Source organism: Aeromonas sp. 97A, from assembly GCF_051919185.1.
Lineage (GTDB): Bacteria > Pseudomonadota > Gammaproteobacteria > Enterobacterales > Aeromonadaceae > Aeromonas > Aeromonas veronii.
Map to the genome: position 1 here is coordinate 2,409,435 of NZ_JBQBFF010000001.1, position 22,643 is coordinate 2,432,077.

Below are 22,643 nucleotides of genomic sequence, written 5' to 3' on the forward strand. Positions count from 1 at the left end.
TTGTTCTTTTCAATGGGAACGTGAAATGGGCTGAGGCATTCAGGCCGTCTGCGGCTCCGGCTCGGCTTCGCTATCCAGATCCCGGCTAAAGTAGGCGCGGGTCTCGGCGATCACCACATGGCGCAGACCAATCAGGCCGATGAGGTTGGGCACCGCCATCAGGCCGTTAACGATATCGGCCAGCAGCCAAATCATGTCCAGATGGAGGAAAGCACCGCTCGCAACCAGCGCCAGATAGACCAGACGATAGGGCTTGATCGCCTTCACCCCGAACAGGTATTCGGTGCAGCGCTCGCCGTAGTAGTTCCAGCCAAGGATGGTGGTAAAGGCGAAGAACAGCAGGCCAATGCTCACCAGATACTGGCCAACATGGGCATCGAGCCCCTGGGCAAAGGCCAGACTGGTCATGGCCGCGCCGCTTGCATCGCCGCTCCACACGCCTGTGACCACCAGGGTCAGGCCGGTCATGGTGCAGATGATGATGGTGTCGATGAAGGTACCTGTCATGGAGACCAGCCCCTGCTCCACGCAAGAGTCGGTCTTGGCCGCCGCCGCCGCGATGGGTGCAGAGCCCAGACCTGACTCGTTGGAGAAGACCCCGCGCGCCACCCCGGACTGAATGGCCAGCATGATGCTGGCACCGACGAAGCCGCCGGTCGCCGCATGGCCGGTGAAGGCACTCTCGATAACCAGCATGACGGCATCGGGCAGGGCGCTGGCGTTGTTCACCAGCACACCCAGACAGGCGACGATGTAGAAGATGGCCATGAAGGGCACCACCTTGCTCGACACGCTGGAGATCGACTTGATCCCTCCCAGGGTCACCAGCGCCACGATCAGGGTCAGCACTACGGCGGTCGCTTCACGGGGCACCGAGAAGGAGAGGCTCATGGCGTCGGAGATGGCATTGACCTGCGGGAAGGTACCGATACCGAAGAAAGCCACGCCGATGCCGAACAGGGCAAACAACTTGGCGAGCGGTTTGGAACCGAGCCCCTTCTCCAGATAATACATGGGACCGCCCGCCATCTGGCCGTTGGCATCCTGCTCGCGATATTTCACCGCCAGCAGACACTCTGCGTACTTGGTGGCCATGCCGAACAGCGCCGCCATCCACATCCAGAACAGGGCACCCGGGCCCCCCAGCTTGATGGCGGTGGCCACCCCGACGATGTTGCCGGTACCAATGGTGGCAGAGAGGGCGGTACAGAGGGCGCCGAAGCTGGAGACATCCCCCTGCTTGCCCTGCCCCTGATCGCGGCCAAAGACCAGCCGCAGAGCGAGCGGCAAGCGCACCACCTGAAGCAGACCCAGACGCAGGGTGAGATAGATACCGGTCCCGACCAGCAGGATCAGCAGGGGTGGCCCCCAGATAAAACTATCGATGGCGGTTAACGCCGATTGAATTGATGACATGCATCCTCCTTAAGAAACAGAAATTAAGGAGGAGAAGGATGATCTTCCCATAGGTGTCGCGATCCCCAGAGGCGATCGGATGCGGGCCAAGCCCAGGTACAACCATCCCATCCCCTCTGTCCTTTTGCCTGAGAGTTTCCGGCGCCAGCCTGCCCTTGCGGGTAGTCATGGTGCCTTGCTCCTTCGGCGCCCGATTTAACGGGTCTCTCCAGAGTATCGTCCAGTAGCAGTCCACACCGGTTGCCCGGTACCTGAAAGATTCACTTCTTCGGTGGATGGTTGCCCATCGCTCTCCTGCTACCTTCATCCGAACTAGTTTGGATTAGGAAGTCGGCATGTTAATCCAAAAAATGTGAGCTGTCTCGCACTTGGCCGCCCCCATTTATATTTTTTTAGTGACCGCCAGAACCGCGGCAAGAATGTTAAATGTTAGTTAAATATCAACAAGTTAGGCTCTCACGGATCAAATGTGGCCCAAACGAGAAAAATGGCGGATAGAGAACAGTGATCCCTCTCGTTTCGCCAAGAAAATCTTGCCGACATATCCAATCAAAATGCTTGCACACAGAATCAATAAGCCGATAATCCGCTGCATAACCAAGCACTTTGCCATCAATTTATGCACTGTGTTCGGTTGGTCCCACCGGACCGCTCGCCTGACCCGGCCGTCGCCGGTTCAATCGCATATGGCTTGGGCATATCACGCCCCCTAAGGATGACCAAAAGAGAATGAACGACGCCCTGGTTGCAAAAGATGTGGTCGCACAAGATTACCGTCAGCTGGTTGAACAATTCGGCTCCCCCCTGCTGCTGCTCGACAAGGCAGCCGTCCGCAAACAGTATCGGGCCCTGGCCGCCGCCCTGCCCGATGTACGATTGCACTATGCACTCAAACCCCTGCCCCATGAGGCGGTGGTCTCTGTCTTGAAGGAAGAGGGGGCCTGTTTCGATCTGGCCACCAATGGCGAAGTGGATCTGGTGCGTAGTCAGGGGGTTCGCCCGGGACGTTGCATTCATACCCATCCCATCAAGCGCGACAGCGATATCCGTTATGCGCTGGAGTTCGGCTGCACCGTGTTTGTCTACGACAACCCGCTGGAGCTGGAAAAGTTCATTCCCTACAAGGACGAAGTGAAACTGCTGCTGCGGGTCAGCTTCCCCAACCCCGAGACCAAGGTCGATCTCTCCAAAAAGTTCGGCTGCACTCCGGAGCAGGCGCTTCCGCTGCTGCAACTGGCCCACGCCAAGGGGATCAAGGTGATGGGGCTGTCGTTCCACGTCGGCTCCCAGGTACCTCATGCCCGTCGCCATGTGCAGGCCATCGACGCCTGCCGCGAGATCATGGAGCAGGCCTGGGCGCTCGGGCTCAAGCCCTGGGTGCTGGATATCGGCGGCGGTTTCCCGGTCGATTATGAGGGGGGCGAGTTCGATATCGACGGCTTCTGCGCGCCGATCCGCGAAGCGCTGGCCAAGTTGCCCGCTACCGTGCAGAAGATTGCCGAACCGGGCCGCTTTATCAGCGCACCGGCCATGACTTCGGTATCCAGCGTGATGGGCAAGGCCCACCGCGGCGACAAGATCTGGTACTACCTGGATGACGGCCTCTACGGCAGCTACAACGGCCAGCTCTATGACCACGTTACCTATCCGGTGAGCACGCCTTATGCCTGTGGCGATCAGCACAACTCGGTGCTCTCCGGCCCCACCTGCGACAGTGTGGATGTGATCCGCGATGGCATCATGCTGCCGGATCTGGCTATCGGCGAGTTGGTGGTTGGCAAGGTGATGGGCGCCTACACCTGGGCCTCCGCCTCCACCTTCAACTTCTTCCCCAAGGCCAGCATCCTCATTCTGGACAGCAGCCAGAAGGGGCAGAAGCTGGTGGCAGTAGCCTGAGCACACCGCTCGCTCGCCAACAGGTTCACTGGGCAAAAACAAGAGGGGGAAGCTTGAGCTTCCCCCTCTCTCATTTCACCAACCCCTATCAGATAAACTGACTGGTCAGCAGCCAGCCGGTGTAGGCGACGAAGCAGGTGAGCAGCACGCCCCCCTCCAGCCGGTTGATGCGGCCTTGGCCCTTGCGGCCCAGACACATCACCAGCAGCAGCAGGGTCAGCCCCATCATGATGCTCCAGTCACGGGTGAGCACCTCCGGCGCCACATCGAGCGGGTGGATGCCCGCCGCAATCCCCACCACCGCCAGGGTGTTGAACAGGTTGGAGCCGAGCACGTTGCCAAGGGCCAGATCATGCTCGTTCTTGCGAATGGCGATGAGGGACGAGGCCAGCTCCGGCAGGGAGGTTCCCACCGCGACTATGGTGAGGCCAATAACCAGATCGCTGATGCCGAGCGCCTGGGCGATGGTCACCGCCCCCCAGACCAACAGGCGGGAAGCGCCGATCAGCAGCACCAGCCCGACCACCAGCCAGAAGATGGCGCTCTTGAGGGACATCCCCTCGCTCTCGATATCCTCGGCGGTCTCGGTATCCAGCGCATCTCCCTTGCCATTCATGCCAGCCCAGATGGACCAGCCCATCAGGGCAACGAAGACAGCCCCCAGAATGACCGCATCCATCCTGCCCAGATGGCCATCGATCAGCAGGGCGCCGGAGAGCAGGGTAATACCAAGCAGGATCGGGATCTCCTTGCGCACTACCTGAGAGGCCACCGCGATAGGGCTGATCAGTGCCGTCAGACCCAGGATCAGCGCGATATTAGTGATGTTGGAGCCATAGGCATTACCAAGTGCCAACCCGGGATTGCCCTGGGACGCCGCCAGCGCCGAGACCACCATCTCCGGGGCCGAGGTACCAAAACCGATGATCACCATGCCGATCAGCAACGGCGGCATCCCCGCATAACGGGCAGTGGCGGCAGCACCGTCGACAAACTTGTCTGCACTCCAGACCAGCAGCGCCAGTCCGGCAATCAGGGCAACAAAAGCCAGGGTCATAGGATCTTCATCTCTTGTTATCTGCAACGAAGCGCCAGCCCAAACGGGCAGGCACCATGGGAAAGTGGCGCCAGTGTAGCTGTGCCACCTCCCATTTCAAGGGGAAATCAAACCGTGATTAACATTTCACAGTGCAGCCAGCAGGCTCGCGGCATCGGAGACCTCGAACTTGCCCGGCGCCTCCACAAACAGCTGCTCGACCACACCATCGTTGGCGATCAACGCAAAGCGCTGGGCGCGGATGCCGCCAAAGGCACCGGTATCCTTGGCCAGATCCAGCGCCCGGGTCCAGCTGCCGTCGCCATCCGCCAGCATGGTGATCGCCTCGGCATTCTGGGCCGTCTGCCAGGCCCGCATCACGAAAGCGTCGTTGACCGACAGACAACAGATGGCATCCACCCCTTTGGCCATAAACTGATCGGCCAGCACCACATAGCCGGGCAGATGAGCATTGGAGCAGGTAGGAGTAAAAGCGCCGGGTACCGCAAACAGCACCACTTTTTTACCGGCGAACAGTGTCTTGCTATCCCGCAGCTGCTTGCCCTCGGCGGTGATAAAGGTAAATTCGCCCGCAGGCAGGGGTTGTCCTACAGCAATCATGATTTCTCGTCCTGAGTCGTGATGGGAAGTCGCCAGTTTATCCCAGAGTGACGATGCCGCCTAACAGCGGCTCTGAGCCTGACCATGGATAGCGGCAGGCATTTTCCCCTTGGGCAGACTACTCTTGAGCTGGTTTCACGGCGCCAGGAGGCCCCATGCAACACTATTACGATGGTCTGGAAATTCGTCCCCCCGCCATGCGCGAACAGCAGCAACTGGACCAGCTCAATCATCAGCTTACCCATGTCAGTCAATATTGCGCCGGTTACTCCAGCGCCTATCGCCAGTGCCGCCTCGAGGATCTGGCAGAGCTGGCCACCCTGCCACTGCTCGACAGCAAAGAACTCTTTGCCGCCCAGCAGGCTCATCCCCCCTTTGCCGGTCTCACCGGCCGTCCGGCCAGTCAGGCGCTGCGGGTCTTCTCCTGTCCGGGCCAGCTGGCCATCCCCGAGTATGCGGGTGCTGACTGGTGGGGCGCCGCCCGAGCGCTGTTTGCCGCCGGTTTCAAGGCGGGGGAAGTGATGCTCAACGGCCACGACTATCACGCCGGCCCCACCGCCTTTATTTTCGATAACGGCGCCCGCCAGCTGGGCGCCCCCGTGGTGCCCTGCGGGCCACACGATACCCAGCGCCAGCTGGAGGCACTGCTGCGCTATCAACCCACCGGCTATGTCGGCCCGCTGGTGACCCTGCTCGACCTGCTGGAGGCGGCCGAAGCGGCGGAGATCCCGAGCGACTCGCTGCGCCGCGCCCTATTGTGCGAAGCCACCCATCCCGAAACGGCACCACTGCACGCCATTCACGGCATTGCGGCCCTCAACTGTCTGGTGTGGCAGGATGTGGGGGTGGTGGCCTACGAGAGTCAGCCCGGTCAGGGCTTTATCGTCAATGAGAGCTGCATCGTTGAAATCATCGATCCCGCCAGCGGCAATCCCGTGAGTGGCGATGAAACAGGCCAGCTAGTGGTGACCCGGCTCGATCTGGAGTATCCGCTGCTGCGGCTGGTCACCGACTGGCAAGGTCACTGGCTCGCCAAACCGAGCGCTTGCGGGCGCACCAACCGGCGCCTCAAGCTGGTGTAGCAGGCCAAGTAAATGCACACATGCAAACGGGCAGCCATCAGGCTGCCCGTTTTGTCTCTGAACTGGAAAAGAAAATCTCTATAGAGAGACGTTAACGCCTCGCCTGCCAGGTGGCGATGGCGAGCAGGGAGTCGGGGGTAAACTCGCTGGCACGCTCGGCGATCTCGGCCAGGCTCATCCAGTGCACCGCGCTCACCTCTTCGGCCTGCAACTGCAACGGCCCCTGATAACGGCAACTGAAGAGGCCGCCCCAGACCCGGTAGCCCTCCCCTTCTGCATAAAAGCTGCCAAAGCCCTGCAGTGGAACATCCATAATCCCCAGCTCTTCGGCCAGCTCGCGGCGGGCGGAGGGCTCCATCTCCTCACCGGTGGTGACCACACCACCGGCGCAAGCATCCAGCATACCGGGGCAGAAATCCTTGCTGAGGGTGCGTCGCTGCACCAGGATCCGATCCGCGTCGTCGAGCACCAGAATATAGCTGGCGCGATGGCAGAGATTCTCCCGCCGCACCTTGGCTCGCTCGGCCACGCCAATCACCCGGTTATCCTCGTCCACCACATCAACCCATTCCACGCACAGGCCCTTTTATTTGTTCCATTCAAGCCCGCAGTATATCGGTGCTGTGGTTTGCCATGGCACAACTTTTTCGATGATGCCGTCAATTTGCCGAGCTCACTGGCAAAATAAGGATTCATGCAAATCTTTATAAACCGTCATATCAGTGTCATCGACCGACACCATAGTGTGCCCTGTCCAGGCAATCAGGGAACCGTGTGATGAAGGTATTCAAGCAGTTATCCCCACGGCAGATCGCTCGCTACATCAAGAGCTTTCATCGAGGCTATTTTGCCATCGAGTCGCTGGGGACATTTGAATTCAACGCGGGCAGGATCAGCCTCCATGGCCTGACCTGCCGCCAGCGGCTAAGACTGGCTCGCCAGATCAATCTGGCTGTCAGACAACTTGGTCACCGCGACCCCTTGCCGGACATGTGAGCCAAAGGGTCTTGCCCTACTGTCTGTTGTGCATCCATGCTTTGCCCGCCGGCTACTGGCCGCGCGGGCCGTTTTCGATATCGGTAATGATGCCGTTGCGCACCGTCACAAAGCGCATGAACTCGTTCTTGCCGAAGTTGTAGGTCCAGCGTTCACCATATTTGACCTGCACCATGTTGCCAAACTGGTTCTCCTCGTTGCGGTTGAGCTCTTCACGCAACATCGGCTCACCGCACTTGAGCAGCATCTCGGCGGTGGTGTCTCCCTCGGTGATCAGGGCGTTCTTGCAGCGCATGGCATCAGCACTGGCCGGAATGCTCAGCAGCAACAGAGCAAGCCCCGCTACTTTCTTCATCTTCTTGCTCATCGGGTTCTCCTTATCCTCTCTAATGAGTCGCAGTATGCCTGTTCCCGTTTCTGAAAAAACCAGTAAAAAGCGCAAAAGTGCCGCCCTTTTCTGCTCTCCAGCCTGCTGGTCGCGACAAATGCTGTCTATCACATAGCCCAAAAACAAACGGCGACCCGAGGGTCGCCGTTTGCATCAAGCCAGCAGGATCACAGGATGTCCAGCAGCTCGACTTCAAATACCAGTGCAGAGTAAGGCGGGATGGAGCCCGCGCCACGGGCACCGTAGGCCAGATCGTGGGGGATGTAGAGCTTCCACTTGGAACCAACCGGCATCAGCTGCAGCGCTTCAACCCAGCCAGCGATCACGCCGGTCACCGGGAATTCAGCCGGCTGGCCGCGAGCAACGGAGCTGTCGAATACACCACCGTGGGTGAAGGTACCGTGGTAGTGCACACGCACGGACTGACCGGCTACCGGAACGGCACCGTTGCCTTCTACCAGCACTTCGTACTGCAGACCGGAGTCGGTCACCTTCACTTCAGCGCGCTTGGCGTTATCAGCCAGGAAGGCTTCGCCGTCAGCAGCGGCGGCCTTGGCGGCGGCTTCCTGCTCTTCTTGCATACGCGCAGTGATCACCTGGAAGGCATCATTGATATCGTCACGGCTGACCGCGAACTCCAGACCATTCAGGGCATCTGCCAGACCTTGTTGCAGGGCCGGGATATCCAGACCGGCGAAAGCTTGCTGCGCCAGCTGATCACCCATGTTGCGGCCGATGCCATAGCTGGCCTTCTGTTCGATAGAGTCGTATTGGGACATTGAGATGTTGCTCCAGATCCATGTAGTAAAGAGGCGGGATAATATCAGACTTTTGGCCGGGGTGCTGCCGGGGGCACCCTTGATTTCCCCGTCAGTGGGAGGAACTTCACACAAGATGCGGATGAACGCCGCCCAACGGCGGCGATCTGCTTAACCGCGATCCAGCAAGGCTCTGACCGCAGCCACCTTGGCGCCATCGGTGATATTGACCCGACCATCATCCGAAGTGCCCATATTGACGCCATGGGGTACCATGCCACCGCGCCAGCCCATGCCGGACATATGCACTTCGCTCACCCCGGTGAACTCGATGATGGTACGCACGTTGTCGGCATTGACCCCGGCCCCCGGCATCAGGCTGGCACGTCCCGCCAGCGCTTGTTGCATCTCCTGCAGGGTTTCCAGCCCCGCCAGCGCGGTCGGCGCATGGCCCGAGCTCAGAATGCGCTCGCAACCGGCAGCGACTATGGTCTCCAGATCGAGGCGCCAGTCGGAAGAGAGGTCTATGGCGCGATGGAAAGTGACCCCCAACGGTCCTGCAGCATCCACCAGCTGTTTGAGTTTGGCGGCAGGCACCCGTCCTTCCTCATCCAGCAAACCGACCACCACCCCTTGCAGACCGGCAGAGCGGGCCGCCGCGATATCTTGCAGCATCATCTCGAACTCGCCGTCGTTGAAACAAAAATCCCCGGCGCGCGGGCGGATCATGGCATAAACCGGCACTGTGGCATGGCGGGCCGCCTGCTGCATAAAACCGTAGGAGGGGGTCAGGCCGCCCAGACCCAGCGCAGAGCAGAGCTCGATGCGATCCGCCCCGGATTGCTGGGCGGTGAAGAGGGATTCCAGGTTGTCGATACAGATTTCAAGACGGGTCATGAGGACTCCTTTTTCGGGGAGATCAGACCCCACATCTGATCTCATAGATTGAGCAAGGCTGCGCCGCGCACACCGCCGGCACCGCCGAAGCGGGCCTGGCGGATCTCGGGCAGGGCGACCCCGGGCAGCAAGTGACCAGGCAGACGCAGCGGCAGCTGTTCATAGAGGGCGGGCAGGCCGCTCAGGCCGCCCCCCAATACCACCACCTCGGGATCAATCACCGAAATGGCGGTGGCAAGCCCGGCGGCCATGATCTCCAGCCAGCAGTCGACCGTCTCGACCGCATGGGGTTCATGGGCCTCGAAGCGCCCCACAATCTGGTGACCCGTGGCGCGCTGGCCATGGAAATGGTGATAGAGACGCTCCAGACCGGTGCCGGAGGCATAGGTTTCAAAACAGACCAGACGGCCGCAGCCGCAACGGGGACGGGGCAACTCGGGGTACTTCATCAGCATGGTCGCGGGCAAGGGGTAGTGACCAATCTCGCCAGCCAGCCAGTTGCGCCCCTGAATAAGCTTGCCCGCCAGATAAACAGCGCCGCCGATGCCGGTGCCGATGGTGACGCCGAGCGCACTGCCTGCGCCGTCGGCTGCCCCTTGATGCACTTCGGACCAGAGGAAGCAGTTGGCGTCGTTATCCACCTTGACCGGCCGCTCCAGCAGCTCGGCCAGATCGGCGCCCAGATGGCGACCATTGATGGAGGGCAGATTAGCCGCCACTATGCTGTGATCCTGGCTGTTGATGACACCGGGGAAACCGATGCCGACCGAGCCCCGCGCGCCGAAGCGGGCATCCGCCTGCTCGACCCGGGAGCGGATCAGCTGCTGCAGCCCCTCGTAATCGTTGCCAGGGGTGCTCATGCGCTCCTCGTGGCAGAGGTTCAATGCACCGTCATAGACCGCAAAAGCGATCTTGGTGCCACCGATATCAAAGCCGTAATACATGCCAGCACTCCCTTGTCAGCCCGTGTTTATCCAACTCTGTTCCAAGGGGGACATTGTATTAATTCGCAAAAAAAATAAAGTGACCGAAGGCGAAAAACGGGAGAGTGATCAGAGCAAACGGCTCATTTGTCGCTGCAGGCAGGGCTGCCCGAGGCTTATCAGGGTGCGCTCTGCACCATCAAAGACGAAGCCGCGGCGCAGGTAGAATCCCTCGCCGATGTGGTTGCCATCAAGCAGCCACAATTTGACGCTATGGCAACCGGCGCGGCGCATCTGCATCGCCACCGCCTGCCACAGCCGTTTGCCATAGCCTTGTCGCCAGTGGTCGGGATGGAGGTAAAAAGCGCGGATCAGGGCATGGCTCTGTCCCGCTTCCTGCAGTGGTTGCCAGTAGAGCAGGCCAATCACCACTTCATCGAGACAAAGCAGCATGGGCCTTGGGCCCGGCTCGGCCAGACGGCTCTGCCAAATCTGCAGATGGGCGGTGACGTCCAGCTGCTCCAGCAAGTCGGCACCGAGCACCTGGCCATAGGCAGCGAGCCAGCTGGCTCGCTGCATCACCGTCATGGCGGCGGCATCGTCGCTGCGCGCCATGCGCAGGCTTAAGCCTTGCATTGGGGCACCAGACCGTTGGCGCGGGCCTGCTCATAGAGCGGCAGCACTTGCGCCTGTTGCGCCTGCAACTCGGCGATCCGGTTCTCGTTGCTCGGGTGGGTGGAGAGCAGTTGCGGCGGCGTGTTGCCACCGGAGGCTGCGCTCATGTTTTGCCACAGGGGGATTGCCTCGGCCGGATTGAACCCGGCGCGCGCCATCAGCTCAAGTCCGAGCCGATCCGCTTCGCTCTCCTGAGTTCGGCCGTAGGGCAACATCACCCCCACCTCGACCCCGAGGCCAAGGGCGGCCATGGTGGCGCCGCGATACTCGCTGGTGCCCATGGCAATGTCCGCAGCCGCCAGACCGATCCCCGCCAACTGGCTGCGTGAGAGTCGCTCGTTGGAGTGCTGGGCCAGTACGTGAGTCAACTCGTGACCGATGACGGTCGCCAGCTGATCCTGATTCTTGGCCACCTTGAGCAGGCCGCTGTAGACCCCGATCTTGCCGCCGGGCAGGGCGAAGGCGTTGACCTGTTTGGAGTCAAACACCACCACTTCCCAGTTGGTGATGCCATAGCTGGCCGGCACCTGGGCGGTCACCGCCTTGGCAACACAGGAGACATAGGCGTTGAGTTTGGCATCCTTGCTCACCTTCTCCTGCTTTTTCATCTGCTCGAAGGAGTCAGCGCCCAGCTGGTTCATCTGCTGGGGAGAGTAGAGCAGCATCTGGCTGCGGCCGGTCGGCGACTGGGCGCAGGCGACCAGCAGGGAACTACAGAGGGCTACCAGGCCAAACTTGGTGAGGGACGCAATCATGAAGGGATCCTTTGCCATAACGTTGCCCTATTCTCGGAAATGCCGCCCTGCTAAGCAAGGGAGCCAGCCCCCGGCTGGCGGAAAAATATCCATCCAGCGCTATTAACAAAACTGACAGCCGACAAAAACAAAACGAGCCCGCTTGGGGCTCGTTTTATCAGGGCATGCTGACTGCAGGCAGTTACATGATACCCAGCTTTTTCAGGTCAGCCTGTACCACCTTGGCCGGCACCGGCACGTAGCCATCTTTGGCAACGATGTTCTGGCCTGCTTTGGAGAGCATCATCTTGACGAACTCTTGCTCCATCGGGGAGAGCGGCTTGTTCGGATGCTTGTTCACGTAAACGTACAGGAAGCGTGACAGCGGATACTTGCCGGTGATGGCGTTATCGGAGGTCGCTTCGATGAAGGTCTTGCCATCCTTGGAGAGCGGTACCGCACGCACGCCGGAGGTGACATAACCGATACCGGAGTAGCCGATGCCGTTCAGGGAGGCAGAGACAGACTGCACCACGGAGGCAGAACCCGGCTGCTCGTTCACGCCGCTCTTGAAGTCGCCGTTACACAGGGCGTGCTCCTTGAAGTAACCGTAGGTACCGGATACGGAGTTGCGACCGAACAGTTGCAGATCCTTGCTGGACCAGTTGCCATCCAGACCCAGATCAGACCACTTGGTGGCAGCCTTGGCTTCGCCGCACTTGAGGGTGCTGGAGAAGATGGCGTCGATCTGCGGCATGGTCAGCCCCTTGATGGGGTTGTCCTTGTTGACGAACACCGCCAGGGCATCGACTGCAACGCGGATGGCAGTCGGCTTGTAGCCGTAACGCTTCTCGAATGCTTCCTCTTCACCGGCCTTCATGGCACGGCTCATCGGACCGAACTGGGCAACACCTTCGGTCAGGGCAGTCGGGGCGGTAGAAGAACCGGCGGCCTGGATCTGCACGTTGACGTTGGGGTACAAGCGCTTAAATTCTTCGGCCCACAGGGTCATCATGTTGGCCAGGGTGTCCGAGCCGACAGAGGACAGGTTGCCCGAAATGCCGCTGGTCGGTGTGTAATCCGGCAGGTCTTTATCCACACCGGCAGCCAGGGCGCTGACAGAAAACAGGGTTGCTGCGGTGAATCCGATTACACCAGCCAGTTTGTTGAGTTTCATCCAATCTCTCCAAAGTTACAGAAGGTCCGTTCTTAAGACGGCGCCAGTATCTGACCTGGCAGTGACAAATTTATGGATTTAATGTGACACTTTAATGACATGGCGACAGATTTGAACAAATGAAAAGAGGGCCCGTTGAAAGGCCCTCTTTTTGCAGCTAACCCATTGCCATAAAAGACTATTTAATCACCACCATCCGGCTCGGAATGAGAAAGCTGAAGCGGCTGCCAAGGCCGACCCGACTCTCGATATCGAGCTGGCAGTCATGATGACTGAGGGCATGCTTGACGATGGCAAGGCCCAAGCCTGAGCCGCCGGTGTGGCGCGAGCGTGCCTTGTCGACCCGATAGAACCGCTCGGTCAGCCGCGCCAGATGCTCGGGGGCAATCCCCTCCCCTTCATCACTCACGGCAAACAGCGCCATCGCCCCCTGCTTGCGCCACTCCACGGTAATTTTTCGCCCCGCCGGGGTGTAGTGAATGGCGTTGTAGACCAGGTTGGAGACGGCACTGCGCAGCTGCTCCTGATCCCCGCGCACCAGCAGATTGGGCTGCACCACAAATTCGAGCTGGTGGGCCCGTTCGCCCGAGAGCGCCCGCGCCTCCTGCTCCAGCAGCCCCAGCATGGCAGGCATGTCCACCAGATGGGAGAGATCCACGGTCGGGGCCGCCTCGATACGGGAGAGGGTAAGCAGCTGATTGACCAGATTATCCATCCGGATGGTCTGCTCCATCATCACCCGATGCGCCTTGGCCCACATGGCGGGCGGGGGCGGCTCCTCGGTCATCTCCAGATAGCCCTTGAGCACGGTCAGCGGGGTGCGCAGTTCGTGAGAGACGTTGGAGACGAAGTGCTTGCGGGTCTTCTCTAGACTGCGCAAGCGAGTGACATCCCGCACCACCAGCATCGCCTGATCAGAGGCATAGGGCATGATACGAAACTCGAGAAACTTCTCCTCATTGACCGGGGAGTGCATCTCGAGGGGCTCGTCATACGCCCCCTTACCCAGATAGGCGTTAAAGGCAGGATTGCGAATGAGGTTGCCGATATGCTGGCCGGCATCCTCCGGCCAGCGAAAACCGAGCAGTTGCTCCGCCAGCCGGTTGCACCAGAGGATGCTGCCATCGGTGCGAAACACCACGGCGGCATCGGGCAGCGCCTCGGCCCCCTCCCGGAAGCGGCGGATCAGCCCCGCCAGCTCGCGCCGACGGGCGCGGTGACGCTGCTGCAGCTTGTAGATTCCGTTGAAGATGTACTCCCAGCTGCCATTGCCGCTGGGGGGCACCAGGCTGCGGTCGTGCCACAACCAGTCAGAGAGCCGCTTCTGGAAGCGATAGTGCCAGCCCAGATGCAACACGGCCGCCACCAACAGGCTGAGGGCAAGATGATCAATCAACCAGCCAACCAATGCGAAGGGGGCGTAAAAAAACGCCATTCGCCACAACTGTCGCCGCCAGGCGTAAGGTTGCAACATAACTGCCTCTAGAGACGGGTTGAGAAGCGGTATCCGGCTCCACGCACCGTCTGGATCAATCTGTCGTGCCCTGTCTCTTCAATCGCCTTGCGCAGGCGACGAATATGCACATCCACGGTTCTGTCCTCGACGTACACATTGGTACCCCAGACATTATTGAGCAGCTGTTCACGGCTGTAGACCCGCTCGGGGTGAGTCATAAAGAAGTGAAGCAGCTTGAATTCGGTCGGCCCCATGTCGAGCGCCTTCTCTTCGGCACTGACCCGGTGGGAGACAGGATCGAGTTTCAGCCCCTGCACCTCGATCACCTCGTCCACCGAGGTGGGCGACACGCGGCGCATCACCGCATGGAGGCGAGCGGTCAACTCCTTGGGCGAGAACGGCTTGGTAATGTAGTCGTCGGCACCAGCCTCCAGACCACGCACCTTGTCCTCCTCTTCACCGCGAGCGGTGAGCATCACCACCGGGATCTGGCGCGTCACCTCATCCTGCTTGAGCTGCTTGATAAACTGGATGCCACTGCCGCCCGGCATCATCCAGTCGAGCACGATGAGTTCGGGGTAGGGTTCGCGCACCTTCGCCAGTCCATCGGCGTAATCTTCCGCTTCAATCGTCTCATATCCCTTCTGCTCCAACACGAAGCAGAGCATTTCGCGGATCGGTGCTTCGTCCTCGACCACCAGAATTCGCTTAGCCATTCCCTTCTCTCTCCTCTGTGAAGATGGGTGCGCCAATTATTAGAATTTTCTGTGACACTTTTATGACTTTATGACAGGCGGGATGATAAACGTTTTCAGATTCAGTTGGCAGCAGTACGTTGCAACAAGTCCCACCGGTTGCCACTGATATCCTCAAACACCACCACGGTGCCATAAGGCTCGTCACGGGGCTGTTCACAAAAATGAACACCGTACGCCTGCATGCGCTGGTAATCCCCCCAGAAATCAGTGGTCTCGAGGAACAGAAATACCCGGCCACCGCCCTGCTGGCCGATGGCGGCCTGCTGCTGCGCATTGGCCGCTTGTGCCAGCAGCAGTGCAGAACCGGAGGCGCCTTTGGGGGCAACCCGCACCCAGCGCTTGCCCGGTTTGCCCGGTTCATCGAGCCGGGTGTCTTCCAACAGCGCGAAACCCAGTCCCTCGGTAAAAAAGCGAATGGCCTGATCGTAATCAGCCACCAGCAGAGTCAGCGCCCCTATGTGTTGTGTCATAACTGCTTGCTCATGTTGAAAGCGATATTGGAATAAAGCACACGGCATCTCGACGCATCGCAGTCAGTGGCTCGCAACCCGGTTGCGACCCTGCGTCTTGGCTTGATAGAGCGCCTCGTCGGCACGTTTGAGCACCTGCTCCGGCGACTCACCCGCACGCTCAGCCACCCCGAACGAGGCGGTCACCCGCAATCCGGACGGCCAATGGATATCAGCCTCCAGGGTAGCGCGCAACCGCTCGGCCAGCGCACAGGCCCGCAGCTCATCGTAGTGAAGGCAGACCAGCACGAACTCCTCACCGCCCCAGCGCACCAGATGGCAGAGCGCATCACAATGGCGCAGGATCTCGCTGACCAGATGCTTGAGCACCTCATCACCCACCGGGTGACCGTGGATGTCGTTGATTTGTTTGAAGTGGTCAACGTCGATATAGATGAAGGAAAACGACAGATCAGCGATATCGGCCAGCAGTCGCTCACCACCAAGCCGGTTGAAAGCACCGGTCAGTGGATCATAACAGGCCTCCTCACGGGTGCGGCGATTCTCTTCGCTCAGGGTACGGTTCAGCACCTCCACCTCAAGCTTGGCCTGATGGGCATGCAACAAACGCTGCTTCATGGCGAGGTGGTTAACCAGAAAGACTGCACAGCCATAGATAAACCAGACAAACAGGATCAACCGGTAGAAAAGGGTAGGCTCAAGCCAGTTGCCATGAAACTGCAGCTCCTCGATCACCACGCCATACTCACCCGGCGACATATATGACCCCGCAGCAATCTCGATGGCGTAGACCCGGCTCAGATCAGGCCCCTGTAACTGTAACGGCACCTTGTAGCGCTTGATCCACCATGTTGCCGGGGTAAAAACGTCGAGAGGCACCTCGTGGTCCTTGCCGTAATCGGCAGGACGAAAGATGATTTCGTTGAATTTGGATTGCAACGTGTCATCCATCTTGTCGAAAAGTGGATTGTAGTTACGCAGGTAGAAACGCCAATCCTGCTCCTCGCCACCCGTCACGCTCAAGCGGATATGGAGAGTATTAAATCGGGCAAGATTGATACCCTTTTCGCGCACGGTCAGGGTGAGAACCAGACCACAGCTGGGATAGCTGTCGGGGCTCGCAGTCAGTACACACTCTACGCCGGGATTACCATCGGCCGAGGGACGGTAACTCACCGCTCCCGGTGCCGCATCCTCCGCCTTCAACACGCTTACCGAGAGCGGCCACTCCTTGATATCAAGCACCCGCTCGGGGCCAAACTCGAACAGCAGGATGGAGCAGCCAGTCAGCGCCAGCAAATACCAGAACAGCAACTCGGCAAAACGGGAACTGGAAGCGATCATGCTGACCCCATCGCGTCAATAGGAATACCCGTGCAACTGGAACAGGCGGTGGCACCGGATAGCACGCGATAACAAGCCACCATGATAACCCCGTGAATCACAAAAAACATGCCACTTATCAAGGAGTTCACCGCTCTCTGTCACGTTTTTAAAGCGCAGTGCCAACCCGAATTGCCGACTGCTGGCGATAACGCTGGGGGGAGCAGCCCAGCTCCCGGTTGAACATGGCGATAAAGGCCGAGGTGGAGCCGTAACCGAGCCGCCAGCTGATCTCCTGAATGGGCATGTCCCCCTTGAGCCAGGCCAGCGCCTTGAGCAACCGCAGCCGCGCCCGCCACTGACCGAAGCTCATCCCCAACTCCCGCAGGCAGCGCCGCGCTAGGGTGCGCTCTGTGGTGTGCAGTTGTCCGGCCCACTGGGCCAGAGTACGGGGATCGGCAGGATCGCTGTGCAACGCCGCCAGCATGGGAGCCAGCAGCTTGTCCTGACTCATCGGCAGGTAGCTCTCCTGACAACGGGTGCGCGCAAGTCGCTCCACCAGCAACTCGGCCTGACGCTGATCCCACTCATCCGCCATATGGCTTACCCGCCGTTCGCAAAAGTCGCTCAGCAGGGCGCGGATCAGCGGGGTGAGCAGCAGCAATCTGGGCTCAGACGGCAGCTTGGCCGCCAGCTCGTGGCTGACGTAGATGGAGGTGTAGTCGAGGGTCTGCTCGTTGTAGGAGGTGTGGTCGAGACCCGCCGGTACCCAGATAAGATAGTCGGCAGGGGCCACCAGTCGCTGATCCCCCAGCTCTATCTCCATGATCCCCAGACTGATCATGTTGAGCTGGCCCCAGGGGTGGGAGTGCAGCACGGTTGCGCTGTCGGCCAGCATCTGCTGGTAACTGAAATAGAGCGGATTGGGAGCGGGCAGAACGACATCTACCGGCTGAAAGTGGTGAGTGGCCATCAGCGCCCCTTGTCAGCGAGAGAGAGGAGCAGGCGTGATGCAACGCCCTGTTGGCTCGGTCTCCGGCACAGGTCAAAAGCAGCCATCAGTTGCGGGCAGACGCAGCCCGTGTGGGCCGGAATAAGGTGCATCAGAAAGAGTTGTCTTTTCTGCTGGGTCATCTGTCTGTTTTACGCTACTTGATAATATAAAGACAAGGGTAGACTTGGCCCCCTGTTAATAAGGAGCCTCTGATGCGAATCTTTTCCCCTCTTCTCTTTCCGCTGATGGCGGTGCTGATCTGGGCTACCAATACCGTGGTGTCCAAGGCGGCCGCCAGTGTGCTCGACCCCGCGGCTATCTCCTTCTATCGCTGGGTGATCGCCGCTCTGGCACTGACCCCCTTCTGTCTGCCCACCCTATGGCGGCGACGCAGTGAGGTTCGCCCCTGGCTCGGCAAGCTGCTGGTGCTGGCGGCGCTCGGTATGGTGCTCTACCAGTGTCTGGCCTATTACGCCGCCCACAGCACCTCGGCTACCAATATGGGGGTGATCGGCTCCCTCATTCCGCTGCTCACCCTGCTGCAAGGGGCGCTCTTCTTCGGCCAGCGTCCCGGCAAACAGGCACTGCTCGGCATGAGCATCTCCCTGTTCGGGGTGTTCTGGCTGCTTGGCAAGGGCGAACCACTGGCCCTGCTCCACAACGGCATCAACCCGGGGGATGGCATGATGTTGCTGGGCTCCGCCAGCTACGCCCTTTACGGCCTCTTGATCCGCCGCTGGCACCTGCCATTTGGCCCCTGGCTCAACCTCTATATGCAGATCCTGCTGGCGGTGCTACTGCTGGTGCCGCTCGCTCTCAGCGCCGACTCGATGGCGGTGCCAGCCGAAGGGTGGGGACTGGTGCTCTTCGCCGGGCTCGCCTCCTCCCTGCTGGCGGCTTACTGCTGGATGCGCGGCCTCGCCTGCATGGGGGCAGAGCGCACCTCGGTCTTTATGAACCTGATGCCGCTCTGTACGGCGCTGATCGCCGTCGTCGGTCTGGGCGAGCCGATCCATGGCTACCACCTGCTGGGTGGCGGGCTGATCCTGGGCGGGGTGATGACCTCCCAGCTGAAGGGGCGTGCGCCGATAGCCGAACGGGAAACCGCCTGAGAACCAACATCGTCCGGAAACAACAAGGGAGCCCATGGCTCCCTTGTTGTTTCTGCAATGCACGCCAGTGAGCATCTCAACCGGCCCGGCGCCAGCGGTAGCGCCGCTCCGGCCGCCCCCGCTGACCATAGTTGAGATCCACATCGACCCTGTCTTCCGACTCCAGATACTCCAGATAGCGGCGCGCCGTGGTGCGGCTGAGGGAGAGTCGCAGCGCCACCGTGTCGGTGGAGAAGACGTTCTCCGGCTCGCCCGCCAGCAGATCCAGCACCTGACGCAGGGTGATGCTGTCGATCCCCTTGGGAGTGACACGCATCTCCTTGATCTGGGAGCGTCCCCCCTTGCCCAGCAGCTTGTCGAGATCTTCCTGCTCCAGCCGACCCCGCTCGCAGAGGCGGCTGTGCAGTTGCAGGATCTCATCCAGACTCTGCTGGATGCGAAACAGCCGCAATGGTTTGATGACGTAGTCATGAACCCCCAGATTGAGGGCCTGCTGGATGGTCTCCACATCCCGCGAGGCGGTCACCATGATGACATAGGCTTCGCGGTTGTGGCTGCGCAGGCGGCTCACCCACTCAAGGCCGGAGCCATCGGGCAGGGAGACATCCACCAGCAGCAGCTGGGGCACCACACCGGCCATCATGGCATCGGCTTGGGCCAGGGTGCCGGCCCGCCCCAGCAGGGAGAAACCGGGTGTCGCCGCCACCAGTTCTGACAAGATGGCTCCGATCCGATCGTCATCTTCAATAACAAGCGTGATTATTGGGTCCATGGCTCACATTAATTGGTTTTTATTCAAATAGATACCAAACAGGGTGGTCTGCTCGGCGGTTCGCCGCCATTCTATCACACCCTCGTGCCGACCCACGGTCTCCTTGACCAGGAACAGACCCACCCCGTGATCGCCGCTCTGGCGACTCACCCCGTAATCGAACAGATGATCGGCCAGCTCCTCGTCGACCCCCTCGCCGCTATCCTCCACCTCGATCACCAGTCGCCGCCCCACATCGCACAGAGAGAGCAGCACCCGGGGCGGCCGCTGCTGGCGGTTGCGCCAGGCCGCCTGCAGGCCGTTGTCCAGCAGGTTGCCAATGAGGGTAATGAGATCGGCCGAGACCGAGGCCGGATACTCCGCCAGCGCCGAGTCAGGATCGAGCTCCAGGGTCACCCCCAGCTCGCGGGCCCGGCTGAACTTGCCGAGAATAAGCCCCGCCACCGGCTTGTTGTCGATCAGCCGCAGCAGCTCCTGCAGCATGGTCTGGCACGCTTCGTTCTCCTGCTGGATAAGCTCCACCGCCTGATCCACATGGCCCAGCTGCAACAAGCCGGAGAGGCTGCTCAGCTTGTTCGCAAACTCGTGGCTCTGCATCCGCAGCATCTCGGCATACTGGCGCAGATGGGTCACTTGCACCCCCAGACTGGCGGCCACCTCCGGACGGCTGAAGATCAGCAGCCGCCCCGGCGCCTTGCCCTGCACCGCCTGCCAGCGACCGACAAAGGACTCCCCCTGAATGGTGAAGCTCACTTCCCCACCCTCCTGCTCCAGACAGGGAGCAAGGGGCGGCACCAGCTCCGCCAGCGACTGCCCCTGCAGGGCATGGCGCCCGGTAACCGGCAGCCGCAGCTGATAGCTGGCGGTGCTGTTGATCATGTTGATGTTGCCGCGGCCATCGAGGGCAATCACCCCTTCGGTGATGTGCTCCAGCACCAGATCCTGCAGGGTGAAACGGCGCACGATTGCCTCCGGCTCCAGATCGAGCAGGGTCTTGCGCAGCAGATATTGCACCCAGAGTGCCAGCAGCAGACCACACCCCAGCACTGCAACGATGGCGCTGATGAGCAGGGCCACCCGCTCCATATAGATGCCCTCCACCTGCTGCATCAGGTAGCCCACCACCACGGCCCCCATGACGCGCCCATCCCCGCCCACCACCGGGGAGAAGCAGCGGATCGCCGGCCCCATGGTGCCCCGATCCTTGGAGCAGTAGCTGCGCCGCTCCTGCAGCGCGGGCCAGATATCCTCGCCGCGGAACTTCTGCCCCACCAGCTCGGGGTTGGGGTGGCTGAGGCGGCGACCATGCTCATCGGTCACCACCATATAGGTGGCGTCGGTGCGGTTGCAGACCGCCTCCACGTAGTCGCGCAGGGTAGGATCACTCCCCTGACGCAGAGCTTCGACCACCCGGGTATCCGCCGCCATCACCCGTGCCAGATCGCTCCCCTTATCCTGCAGATTGCTCTCCAGCAGATGGCGGATAAAGAGGGCCAGTAGGCTGCCCAGAATGAGGATCAGCAGCAGGGAGAGCCCGAGAGAGAGGGTGACCAACTGGTGACGAAGTTTCATGCACATACCTTAAAACGTCAGGACGCTGCCCAATAGTGCGGATGCCACCAGGTCTGGTCAATCAAAGGTGCCGGATCGCCGACAAAATCGGCCAATCCTTCCTCGCGAGCACAGAGCGCGACCGCTCTGGCGACGGCGCGGGCCACCTCTCCCACCTGCTCGATGGGGGGCAACAGCCGGCCCGCCACCAGCGGATAGGCGCCGACAGCCCGCACCGCGGCCAGCAACATGCCATCGCTGATGCGGCGCGCCTTGACGGCGCAGGCTCCGAGACCGATCCCCGGGAAGACATAGACATTGTTGCACTGGGAGACCACCCGCCGCTCCCCTGCCACCGTCACCGGTGCAAACGGGCTGCCGGTGGCCAGCAGGGCGCGGCCATCTGTGGCGGCCCACACCTGCTCGGGGGTGGCCTCGGCGCTGCGGGTCGGGTTGGAGAGTGGCAGGATCACCGGCTGCGCACACACATCCCCCATCGCCTGCAACACCTCGCAGGTAAAGAGGCCACCCTGACCGCTCACGCCAATCAAGACCGCCGGACGCACCTGCCGGATGGTCTCCAGCAGCGAACTGCCCCCCTCCTCCACGGCACGGGCAAATGGCTGCTGGGCACGAGTCAGGTTGGGACGATCGCTGCAGACCACCCCGTCCTGATCAAACAGCCAGACGCCGTTGTGGCTCCCCGCCAACTGGGCCAGCATGGCGGCGATGCCGCAACCGGCAGAACCCGCGCCGACGATCAGTACCGGGGCATCGCACAAGGCGGTACCCGCCTGCTGCAACCCGGCCAGCACGCAGGCGGAGGCGACTGCCGCCGTGCCCTGAATATCGTCGTTGAACATGCAGAGCTCGTCCCGATAACGGGCCAGCAGATTGGCGGCGTGCTTGCCGGCAAAGTCTTCAAACTGCAGCACCACCTGAGGCCAGCGCTTGCGAATGGCGACCACCACCTTGTCCATGAAGTGGTAATAGCTCTCGCCATCGATGCGCGGGGATTGCCAGCCGAGGTAGGAGTCATCCTCCAGCAGCTCGGGATTGTTGGTGCCCACATCGACGCAGAGCGGCAGGGTACGGGCCGGGTTGATGCCACCCGCGGCGGAGTAAAGCGCCAGCTTGCCGATACAGATCCCCATGCCGCCGATACCGAGATCGCCAAGCCCCAGCACCCGCTCGCCGTCGGAGATGACGATCACGTCCACCTCCTGCTCCACTGACTCGAGGATGTCATCGAGATCGTCCCTGTCATGCCAGGAGAGATAGAGCCCGTGGCTGCGCAAATAGAGGTCGCTGTGGCGCTGACACGCCTCCCCCACCACCGGGGTGTAGATGATCGGCAGCAGCTCCGGCAGGTGGTGGCGCACCAGATCGTAGAAGAGCACAGGGTTGTCCTCCTGCAGCTGGCGCAGCAGCAGATGCTGGTCAAACGGACTCTGCATGGCGCTGACCAGTCGGTAGATCCGGCGCCGCTGCTGGGAGAGGGACTCCTCCTTGTGGGGCATACGGCCCCGCACGCCCTGACGCTTGCGCTCGGCATAGGGCAGGCTGGTGCCCATCATGATGTCGTTCATCTTGTTTGTTCCTCAATCC

23 protein-coding genes and 1 riboswitch are annotated in these 22,643 nt (G+C 60.8%); of the genes, 4 read left to right on the forward strand and 19 right to left on the reverse strand.

Annotation, left to right across the window (positions count from 1 at the left end; genetic code table 11):
• Window positions 1-39 precede the first annotated feature (39 nt).
• A complete protein-coding gene (locus tag ACTG27_RS10660) occupies window positions 40-1,416 on the reverse strand; it encodes an alanine/glycine:cation symporter family protein (RefSeq protein ID WP_005338391.1) in 1,377 nt (458 codons plus the stop codon).
• 106 nt (window positions 1,417-1,522) lie between these two features.
• A riboswitch (glycine riboswitch) is annotated at window positions 1,523-1,638 on the reverse strand.
• Between the two features lie 507 nt (window positions 1,639-2,145).
• On the opposite strand from ACTG27_RS10660, the gene ACTG27_RS10665 reads away from it, so the two are divergent.
• A complete protein-coding gene (locus ACTG27_RS10665) occupies window positions 2,146-3,312 on the forward strand; it encodes a type III PLP-dependent enzyme (RefSeq protein WP_204385209.1) in 1,167 nt (388 codons plus the stop codon).
• Window positions 3,313-3,400: 88 nt separating this feature from the next.
• Here the strand turns inward: ACTG27_RS10665 and ACTG27_RS10670 are convergent, their stop codons facing one another.
• Together ACTG27_RS10670 and ACTG27_RS10675 are read right to left on the reverse strand one after the other, a co-directional pair.
• Complete coding sequence (locus tag ACTG27_RS10670; protein WP_005343920.1) at window positions 3,401-4,369, reverse strand: calcium/sodium antiporter; 969 nt, start codon at window positions 4,367-4,369, stop codon at window positions 3,401-3,403.
• 126 nt (window positions 4,370-4,495) lie between these two features.
• Complete coding sequence (locus ACTG27_RS10675) at window positions 4,496-4,969, reverse strand: peroxiredoxin (RefSeq protein WP_124929956.1); 474 nt, start codon at window positions 4,967-4,969, stop codon at window positions 4,496-4,498.
• A 155-nt stretch (window positions 4,970-5,124) separates the two neighbouring features.
• Here ACTG27_RS10675 and ACTG27_RS10680 point away from each other — a divergent pair, with 155 nt between their 5' ends.
• Window positions 5,125-6,051, forward strand: a complete 927-nt coding sequence (locus ACTG27_RS10680) for a phenylacetate--CoA ligase family protein (RefSeq protein ID WP_439979654.1) — start codon at window positions 5,125-5,127, stop codon at window positions 6,049-6,051.
• A 91-nt stretch (window positions 6,052-6,142) separates the two neighbouring features.
• Here the strand turns inward: ACTG27_RS10680 and yfcD are convergent, their stop codons facing one another.
• Window positions 6,143-6,625, reverse strand: a complete 483-nt coding sequence (gene yfcD / locus ACTG27_RS10685) for an NUDIX hydrolase YfcD (RefSeq protein ID WP_439979655.1) — start codon at window positions 6,623-6,625, stop codon at window positions 6,143-6,145.
• Between the two features lie 203 nt (window positions 6,626-6,828).
• On the opposite strand from yfcD, the gene ACTG27_RS10690 reads away from it, so the two are divergent.
• The gene (locus tag ACTG27_RS10690) at window positions 6,829-7,047 is read left to right on the forward strand and encodes a DUF1107 family protein (protein WP_005338403.1); all 219 of its coding nucleotides are present in this window, start codon (window positions 6,829-6,831) and stop codon (window positions 7,045-7,047) included.
• A 52-nt stretch (window positions 7,048-7,099) separates the two neighbouring features.
• Here ACTG27_RS10690 and ACTG27_RS10695 read toward each other — a convergent pair whose 3' ends face one another.
• The 12 genes from ACTG27_RS10695 to ACTG27_RS10750 all read right to left on the reverse strand — a co-directional run bounded on the left by ACTG27_RS10695 (window position 7,100) and on the right by ACTG27_RS10750 (window position 17,579).
• Entirely contained in the window at window positions 7,100-7,414 is a 315-nt protein-coding gene (locus ACTG27_RS10695) for a DUF2845 domain-containing protein (protein ID WP_005338404.1), read from the reverse strand.
• Between the two features lie 188 nt (window positions 7,415-7,602).
• Window positions 7,603-8,214 carry an FKBP-type peptidyl-prolyl cis-trans isomerase gene (locus ACTG27_RS10700; protein WP_005338405.1) on the reverse strand — a complete coding sequence of 204 codons (612 nt, stop codon included), beginning with the start codon at window positions 8,212-8,214 and terminating at the stop codon, window positions 7,603-7,605.
• Between the two features lie 150 nt (window positions 8,215-8,364).
• On the reverse strand, window positions 8,365-9,090 hold the full coding sequence (locus ACTG27_RS10705) for a copper homeostasis protein CutC (RefSeq protein ID WP_088869895.1): 726 nt from the start codon (window positions 9,088-9,090) through the stop codon (window positions 8,365-8,367).
• Between the two features lie 41 nt (window positions 9,091-9,131).
• Window positions 9,132-10,034, reverse strand: coding sequence for an ROK family protein (locus ACTG27_RS10710; protein ID WP_005343908.1), 903 nt, complete (start codon window positions 10,032-10,034; stop codon window positions 9,132-9,134).
• A 108-nt stretch (window positions 10,035-10,142) separates the two neighbouring features.
• Window positions 10,143-10,649 carry an N-acetyltransferase family protein gene (locus ACTG27_RS10715; protein ID WP_439979656.1) on the reverse strand — a complete coding sequence of 169 codons (507 nt, stop codon included), beginning with the start codon at window positions 10,647-10,649 and terminating at the stop codon, window positions 10,143-10,145.
• Window positions 10,637-11,443 (reverse strand): M48 family metallopeptidase, encoded by an 807-nt coding sequence (locus tag ACTG27_RS10720; RefSeq protein WP_439979657.1) that lies wholly within the window; start codon window positions 11,441-11,443, stop codon window positions 10,637-10,639. The genes ACTG27_RS10715 and ACTG27_RS10720 overlap by 13 nt, the downstream gene beginning before the upstream one ends.
• A gap of 181 nt (window positions 11,444-11,624) precedes the next feature.
• On the reverse strand, window positions 11,625-12,599 hold the full coding sequence (locus ACTG27_RS10725) for a PstS family phosphate ABC transporter substrate-binding protein (RefSeq protein WP_005338411.1): 975 nt from the start codon (window positions 12,597-12,599) through the stop codon (window positions 11,625-11,627).
• A 178-nt stretch (window positions 12,600-12,777) separates the two neighbouring features.
• Window positions 12,778-14,073 (reverse strand): phosphate regulon sensor histidine kinase PhoR, encoded by a 1,296-nt coding sequence (gene phoR / locus ACTG27_RS10730; RefSeq protein ID WP_139735655.1) that lies wholly within the window; start codon window positions 14,071-14,073, stop codon window positions 12,778-12,780.
• Between the two features lie 8 nt (window positions 14,074-14,081).
• Window positions 14,082-14,771: a phosphate regulon transcriptional regulator PhoB gene (phoB, locus tag ACTG27_RS10735; protein ID WP_005338414.1), complete on the reverse strand. Its 690-nt coding sequence runs from the start codon at window positions 14,769-14,771 to the stop codon at window positions 14,082-14,084.
• Between the two features lie 101 nt (window positions 14,772-14,872).
• Complete coding sequence (locus ACTG27_RS10740) at window positions 14,873-15,283, reverse strand: VOC family protein (RefSeq protein WP_429073164.1); 411 nt, start codon at window positions 15,281-15,283, stop codon at window positions 14,873-14,875.
• 63 nt (window positions 15,284-15,346) lie between these two features.
• Window positions 15,347-16,627 (reverse strand): GGDEF domain-containing protein, encoded by a 1,281-nt coding sequence (locus ACTG27_RS10745; protein ID WP_245131622.1) that lies wholly within the window; start codon window positions 16,625-16,627, stop codon window positions 15,347-15,349.
• 148 nt (window positions 16,628-16,775) lie between these two features.
• Window positions 16,776-17,579: an AraC family transcriptional regulator gene (locus ACTG27_RS10750; RefSeq protein ID WP_439979658.1), complete on the reverse strand. Its 804-nt coding sequence runs from the start codon at window positions 17,577-17,579 to the stop codon at window positions 16,776-16,778.
• A 233-nt stretch (window positions 17,580-17,812) separates the two neighbouring features.
• On the opposite strand from ACTG27_RS10750, the gene ACTG27_RS10755 reads away from it, so the two are divergent.
• Window positions 17,813-18,712: a DMT family transporter gene (locus ACTG27_RS10755; protein WP_216979285.1), complete on the forward strand. Its 900-nt coding sequence runs from the start codon at window positions 17,813-17,815 to the stop codon at window positions 18,710-18,712.
• Window positions 18,713-18,788: 76 nt separating this feature from the next.
• Here the strand turns inward: ACTG27_RS10755 and ACTG27_RS10760 are convergent, their stop codons facing one another.
• From ACTG27_RS10760 to ACTG27_RS10770, 3 genes are read right to left on the reverse strand one after another with little or no spacing between them, the layout of a single operon-like run.
• Window positions 18,789-19,484 carry a response regulator gene (locus ACTG27_RS10760; RefSeq protein ID WP_005338420.1) on the reverse strand — a complete coding sequence of 232 codons (696 nt, stop codon included), beginning with the start codon at window positions 19,482-19,484 and terminating at the stop codon, window positions 18,789-18,791.
• Window positions 19,485-19,487: 3 nt separating this feature from the next.
• Window positions 19,488-21,056: an ATP-binding protein gene (locus ACTG27_RS10765; RefSeq protein WP_021229142.1), complete on the reverse strand. Its 1,569-nt coding sequence runs from the start codon at window positions 21,054-21,056 to the stop codon at window positions 19,488-19,490.
• 17 nt (window positions 21,057-21,073) lie between these two features.
• Entirely contained in the window at window positions 21,074-22,624 is a 1,551-nt protein-coding gene (locus ACTG27_RS10770; protein ID WP_439979659.1) for an NAD-dependent malic enzyme, read from the reverse strand.
• Window positions 22,625-22,643: the final 19 nt, after the last annotated feature.

What these genes read in the sequence shown, in the direction of transcription:
- ACTG27_RS10715 (WP_439979656.1), bottom strand. Translation starts at nt 10,649, where the DNA reads ATGCAAGGCTTAAGCCTGCGCATGGCGCGCAGCGACGATGCCGCCGCC.
- ACTG27_RS10755 (WP_216979285.1), top strand. Translation starts at nt 17,813, where the DNA reads ATGCGAATCTTTTCCCCTCTTCTCTTTCCGCTGATGGCGGTGCTGATC.
- ACTG27_RS10665 (WP_204385209.1), top strand. Translation starts at nt 2,146, where the DNA reads ATGAACGACGCCCTGGTTGCAAAAGATGTGGTCGCACAAGATTACCGT.
- ACTG27_RS10660 (WP_005338391.1), bottom strand. Translation starts at nt 1,416, where the DNA reads ATGTCATCAATTCAATCGGCGTTAACCGCCATCGATAGTTTTATCTGG.
- ACTG27_RS10750 (WP_439979658.1), bottom strand. Translation starts at nt 17,579, where the DNA reads ATGGCCACTCACCACTTTCAGCCGGTAGATGTCGTTCTGCCCGCTCCC.
- phoB (WP_005338414.1), bottom strand. Translation starts at nt 14,771, where the DNA reads ATGGCTAAGCGAATTCTGGTGGTCGAGGACGAAGCACCGATCCGCGAA.
- ACTG27_RS10765 (WP_021229142.1), bottom strand. Translation starts at nt 21,056, where the DNA reads ATGAAACTTCGTCACCAGTTGGTCACCCTCTCTCTCGGGCTCTCCCTG.
- ACTG27_RS10700 (WP_005338405.1), bottom strand. Translation starts at nt 8,214, where the DNA reads ATGTCCCAATACGACTCTATCGAACAGAAGGCCAGCTATGGCATCGGC.
- ACTG27_RS10710 (WP_005343908.1), bottom strand. Translation starts at nt 10,034, where the DNA reads ATGTATTACGGCTTTGATATCGGTGGCACCAAGATCGCTTTTGCGGTC.
- ACTG27_RS10705 (WP_088869895.1), bottom strand. Translation starts at nt 9,090, where the DNA reads ATGACCCGTCTTGAAATCTGTATCGACAACCTGGAATCCCTCTTCACC.
- ACTG27_RS10670 (WP_005343920.1), bottom strand. Translation starts at nt 4,369, where the DNA reads ATGACCCTGGCTTTTGTTGCCCTGATTGCCGGACTGGCGCTGCTGGTC.
- ACTG27_RS10675 (WP_124929956.1), bottom strand. Translation starts at nt 4,969, where the DNA reads ATGATTGCTGTAGGACAACCCCTGCCTGCGGGCGAATTTACCTTTATC.
- ACTG27_RS10740 (WP_429073164.1), bottom strand. Translation starts at nt 15,283, where the DNA reads ATGACACAACACATAGGGGCGCTGACTCTGCTGGTGGCTGATTACGAT.
- ACTG27_RS10690 (WP_005338403.1), top strand. Translation starts at nt 6,829, where the DNA reads ATGAAGGTATTCAAGCAGTTATCCCCACGGCAGATCGCTCGCTACATC.
- ACTG27_RS10720 (WP_439979657.1), bottom strand. Translation starts at nt 11,443, where the DNA reads ATGATTGCGTCCCTCACCAAGTTTGGCCTGGTAGCCCTCTGTAGTTCC.
- ACTG27_RS10725 (WP_005338411.1), bottom strand. Translation starts at nt 12,599, where the DNA reads ATGAAACTCAACAAACTGGCTGGTGTAATCGGATTCACCGCAGCAACC.
- ACTG27_RS10760 (WP_005338420.1), bottom strand. Translation starts at nt 19,484, where the DNA reads ATGGACCCAATAATCACGCTTGTTATTGAAGATGACGATCGGATCGGA.
- phoR (WP_139735655.1), bottom strand. Translation starts at nt 14,073, where the DNA reads ATGTTGCAACCTTACGCCTGGCGGCGACAGTTGTGGCGAATGGCGTTT.
- ACTG27_RS10770 (WP_439979659.1), bottom strand. Translation starts at nt 22,624, where the DNA reads ATGAACGACATCATGATGGGCACCAGCCTGCCCTATGCCGAGCGCAAG.
- ACTG27_RS10695 (WP_005338404.1), bottom strand. Translation starts at nt 7,414, where the DNA reads ATGAGCAAGAAGATGAAGAAAGTAGCGGGGCTTGCTCTGTTGCTGCTG.
- ACTG27_RS10745 (WP_245131622.1), bottom strand. Translation starts at nt 16,627, where the DNA reads ATGATCGCTTCCAGTTCCCGTTTTGCCGAGTTGCTGTTCTGGTATTTG.
- ACTG27_RS10680 (WP_439979654.1), top strand. Translation starts at nt 5,125, where the DNA reads ATGCAACACTATTACGATGGTCTGGAAATTCGTCCCCCCGCCATGCGC.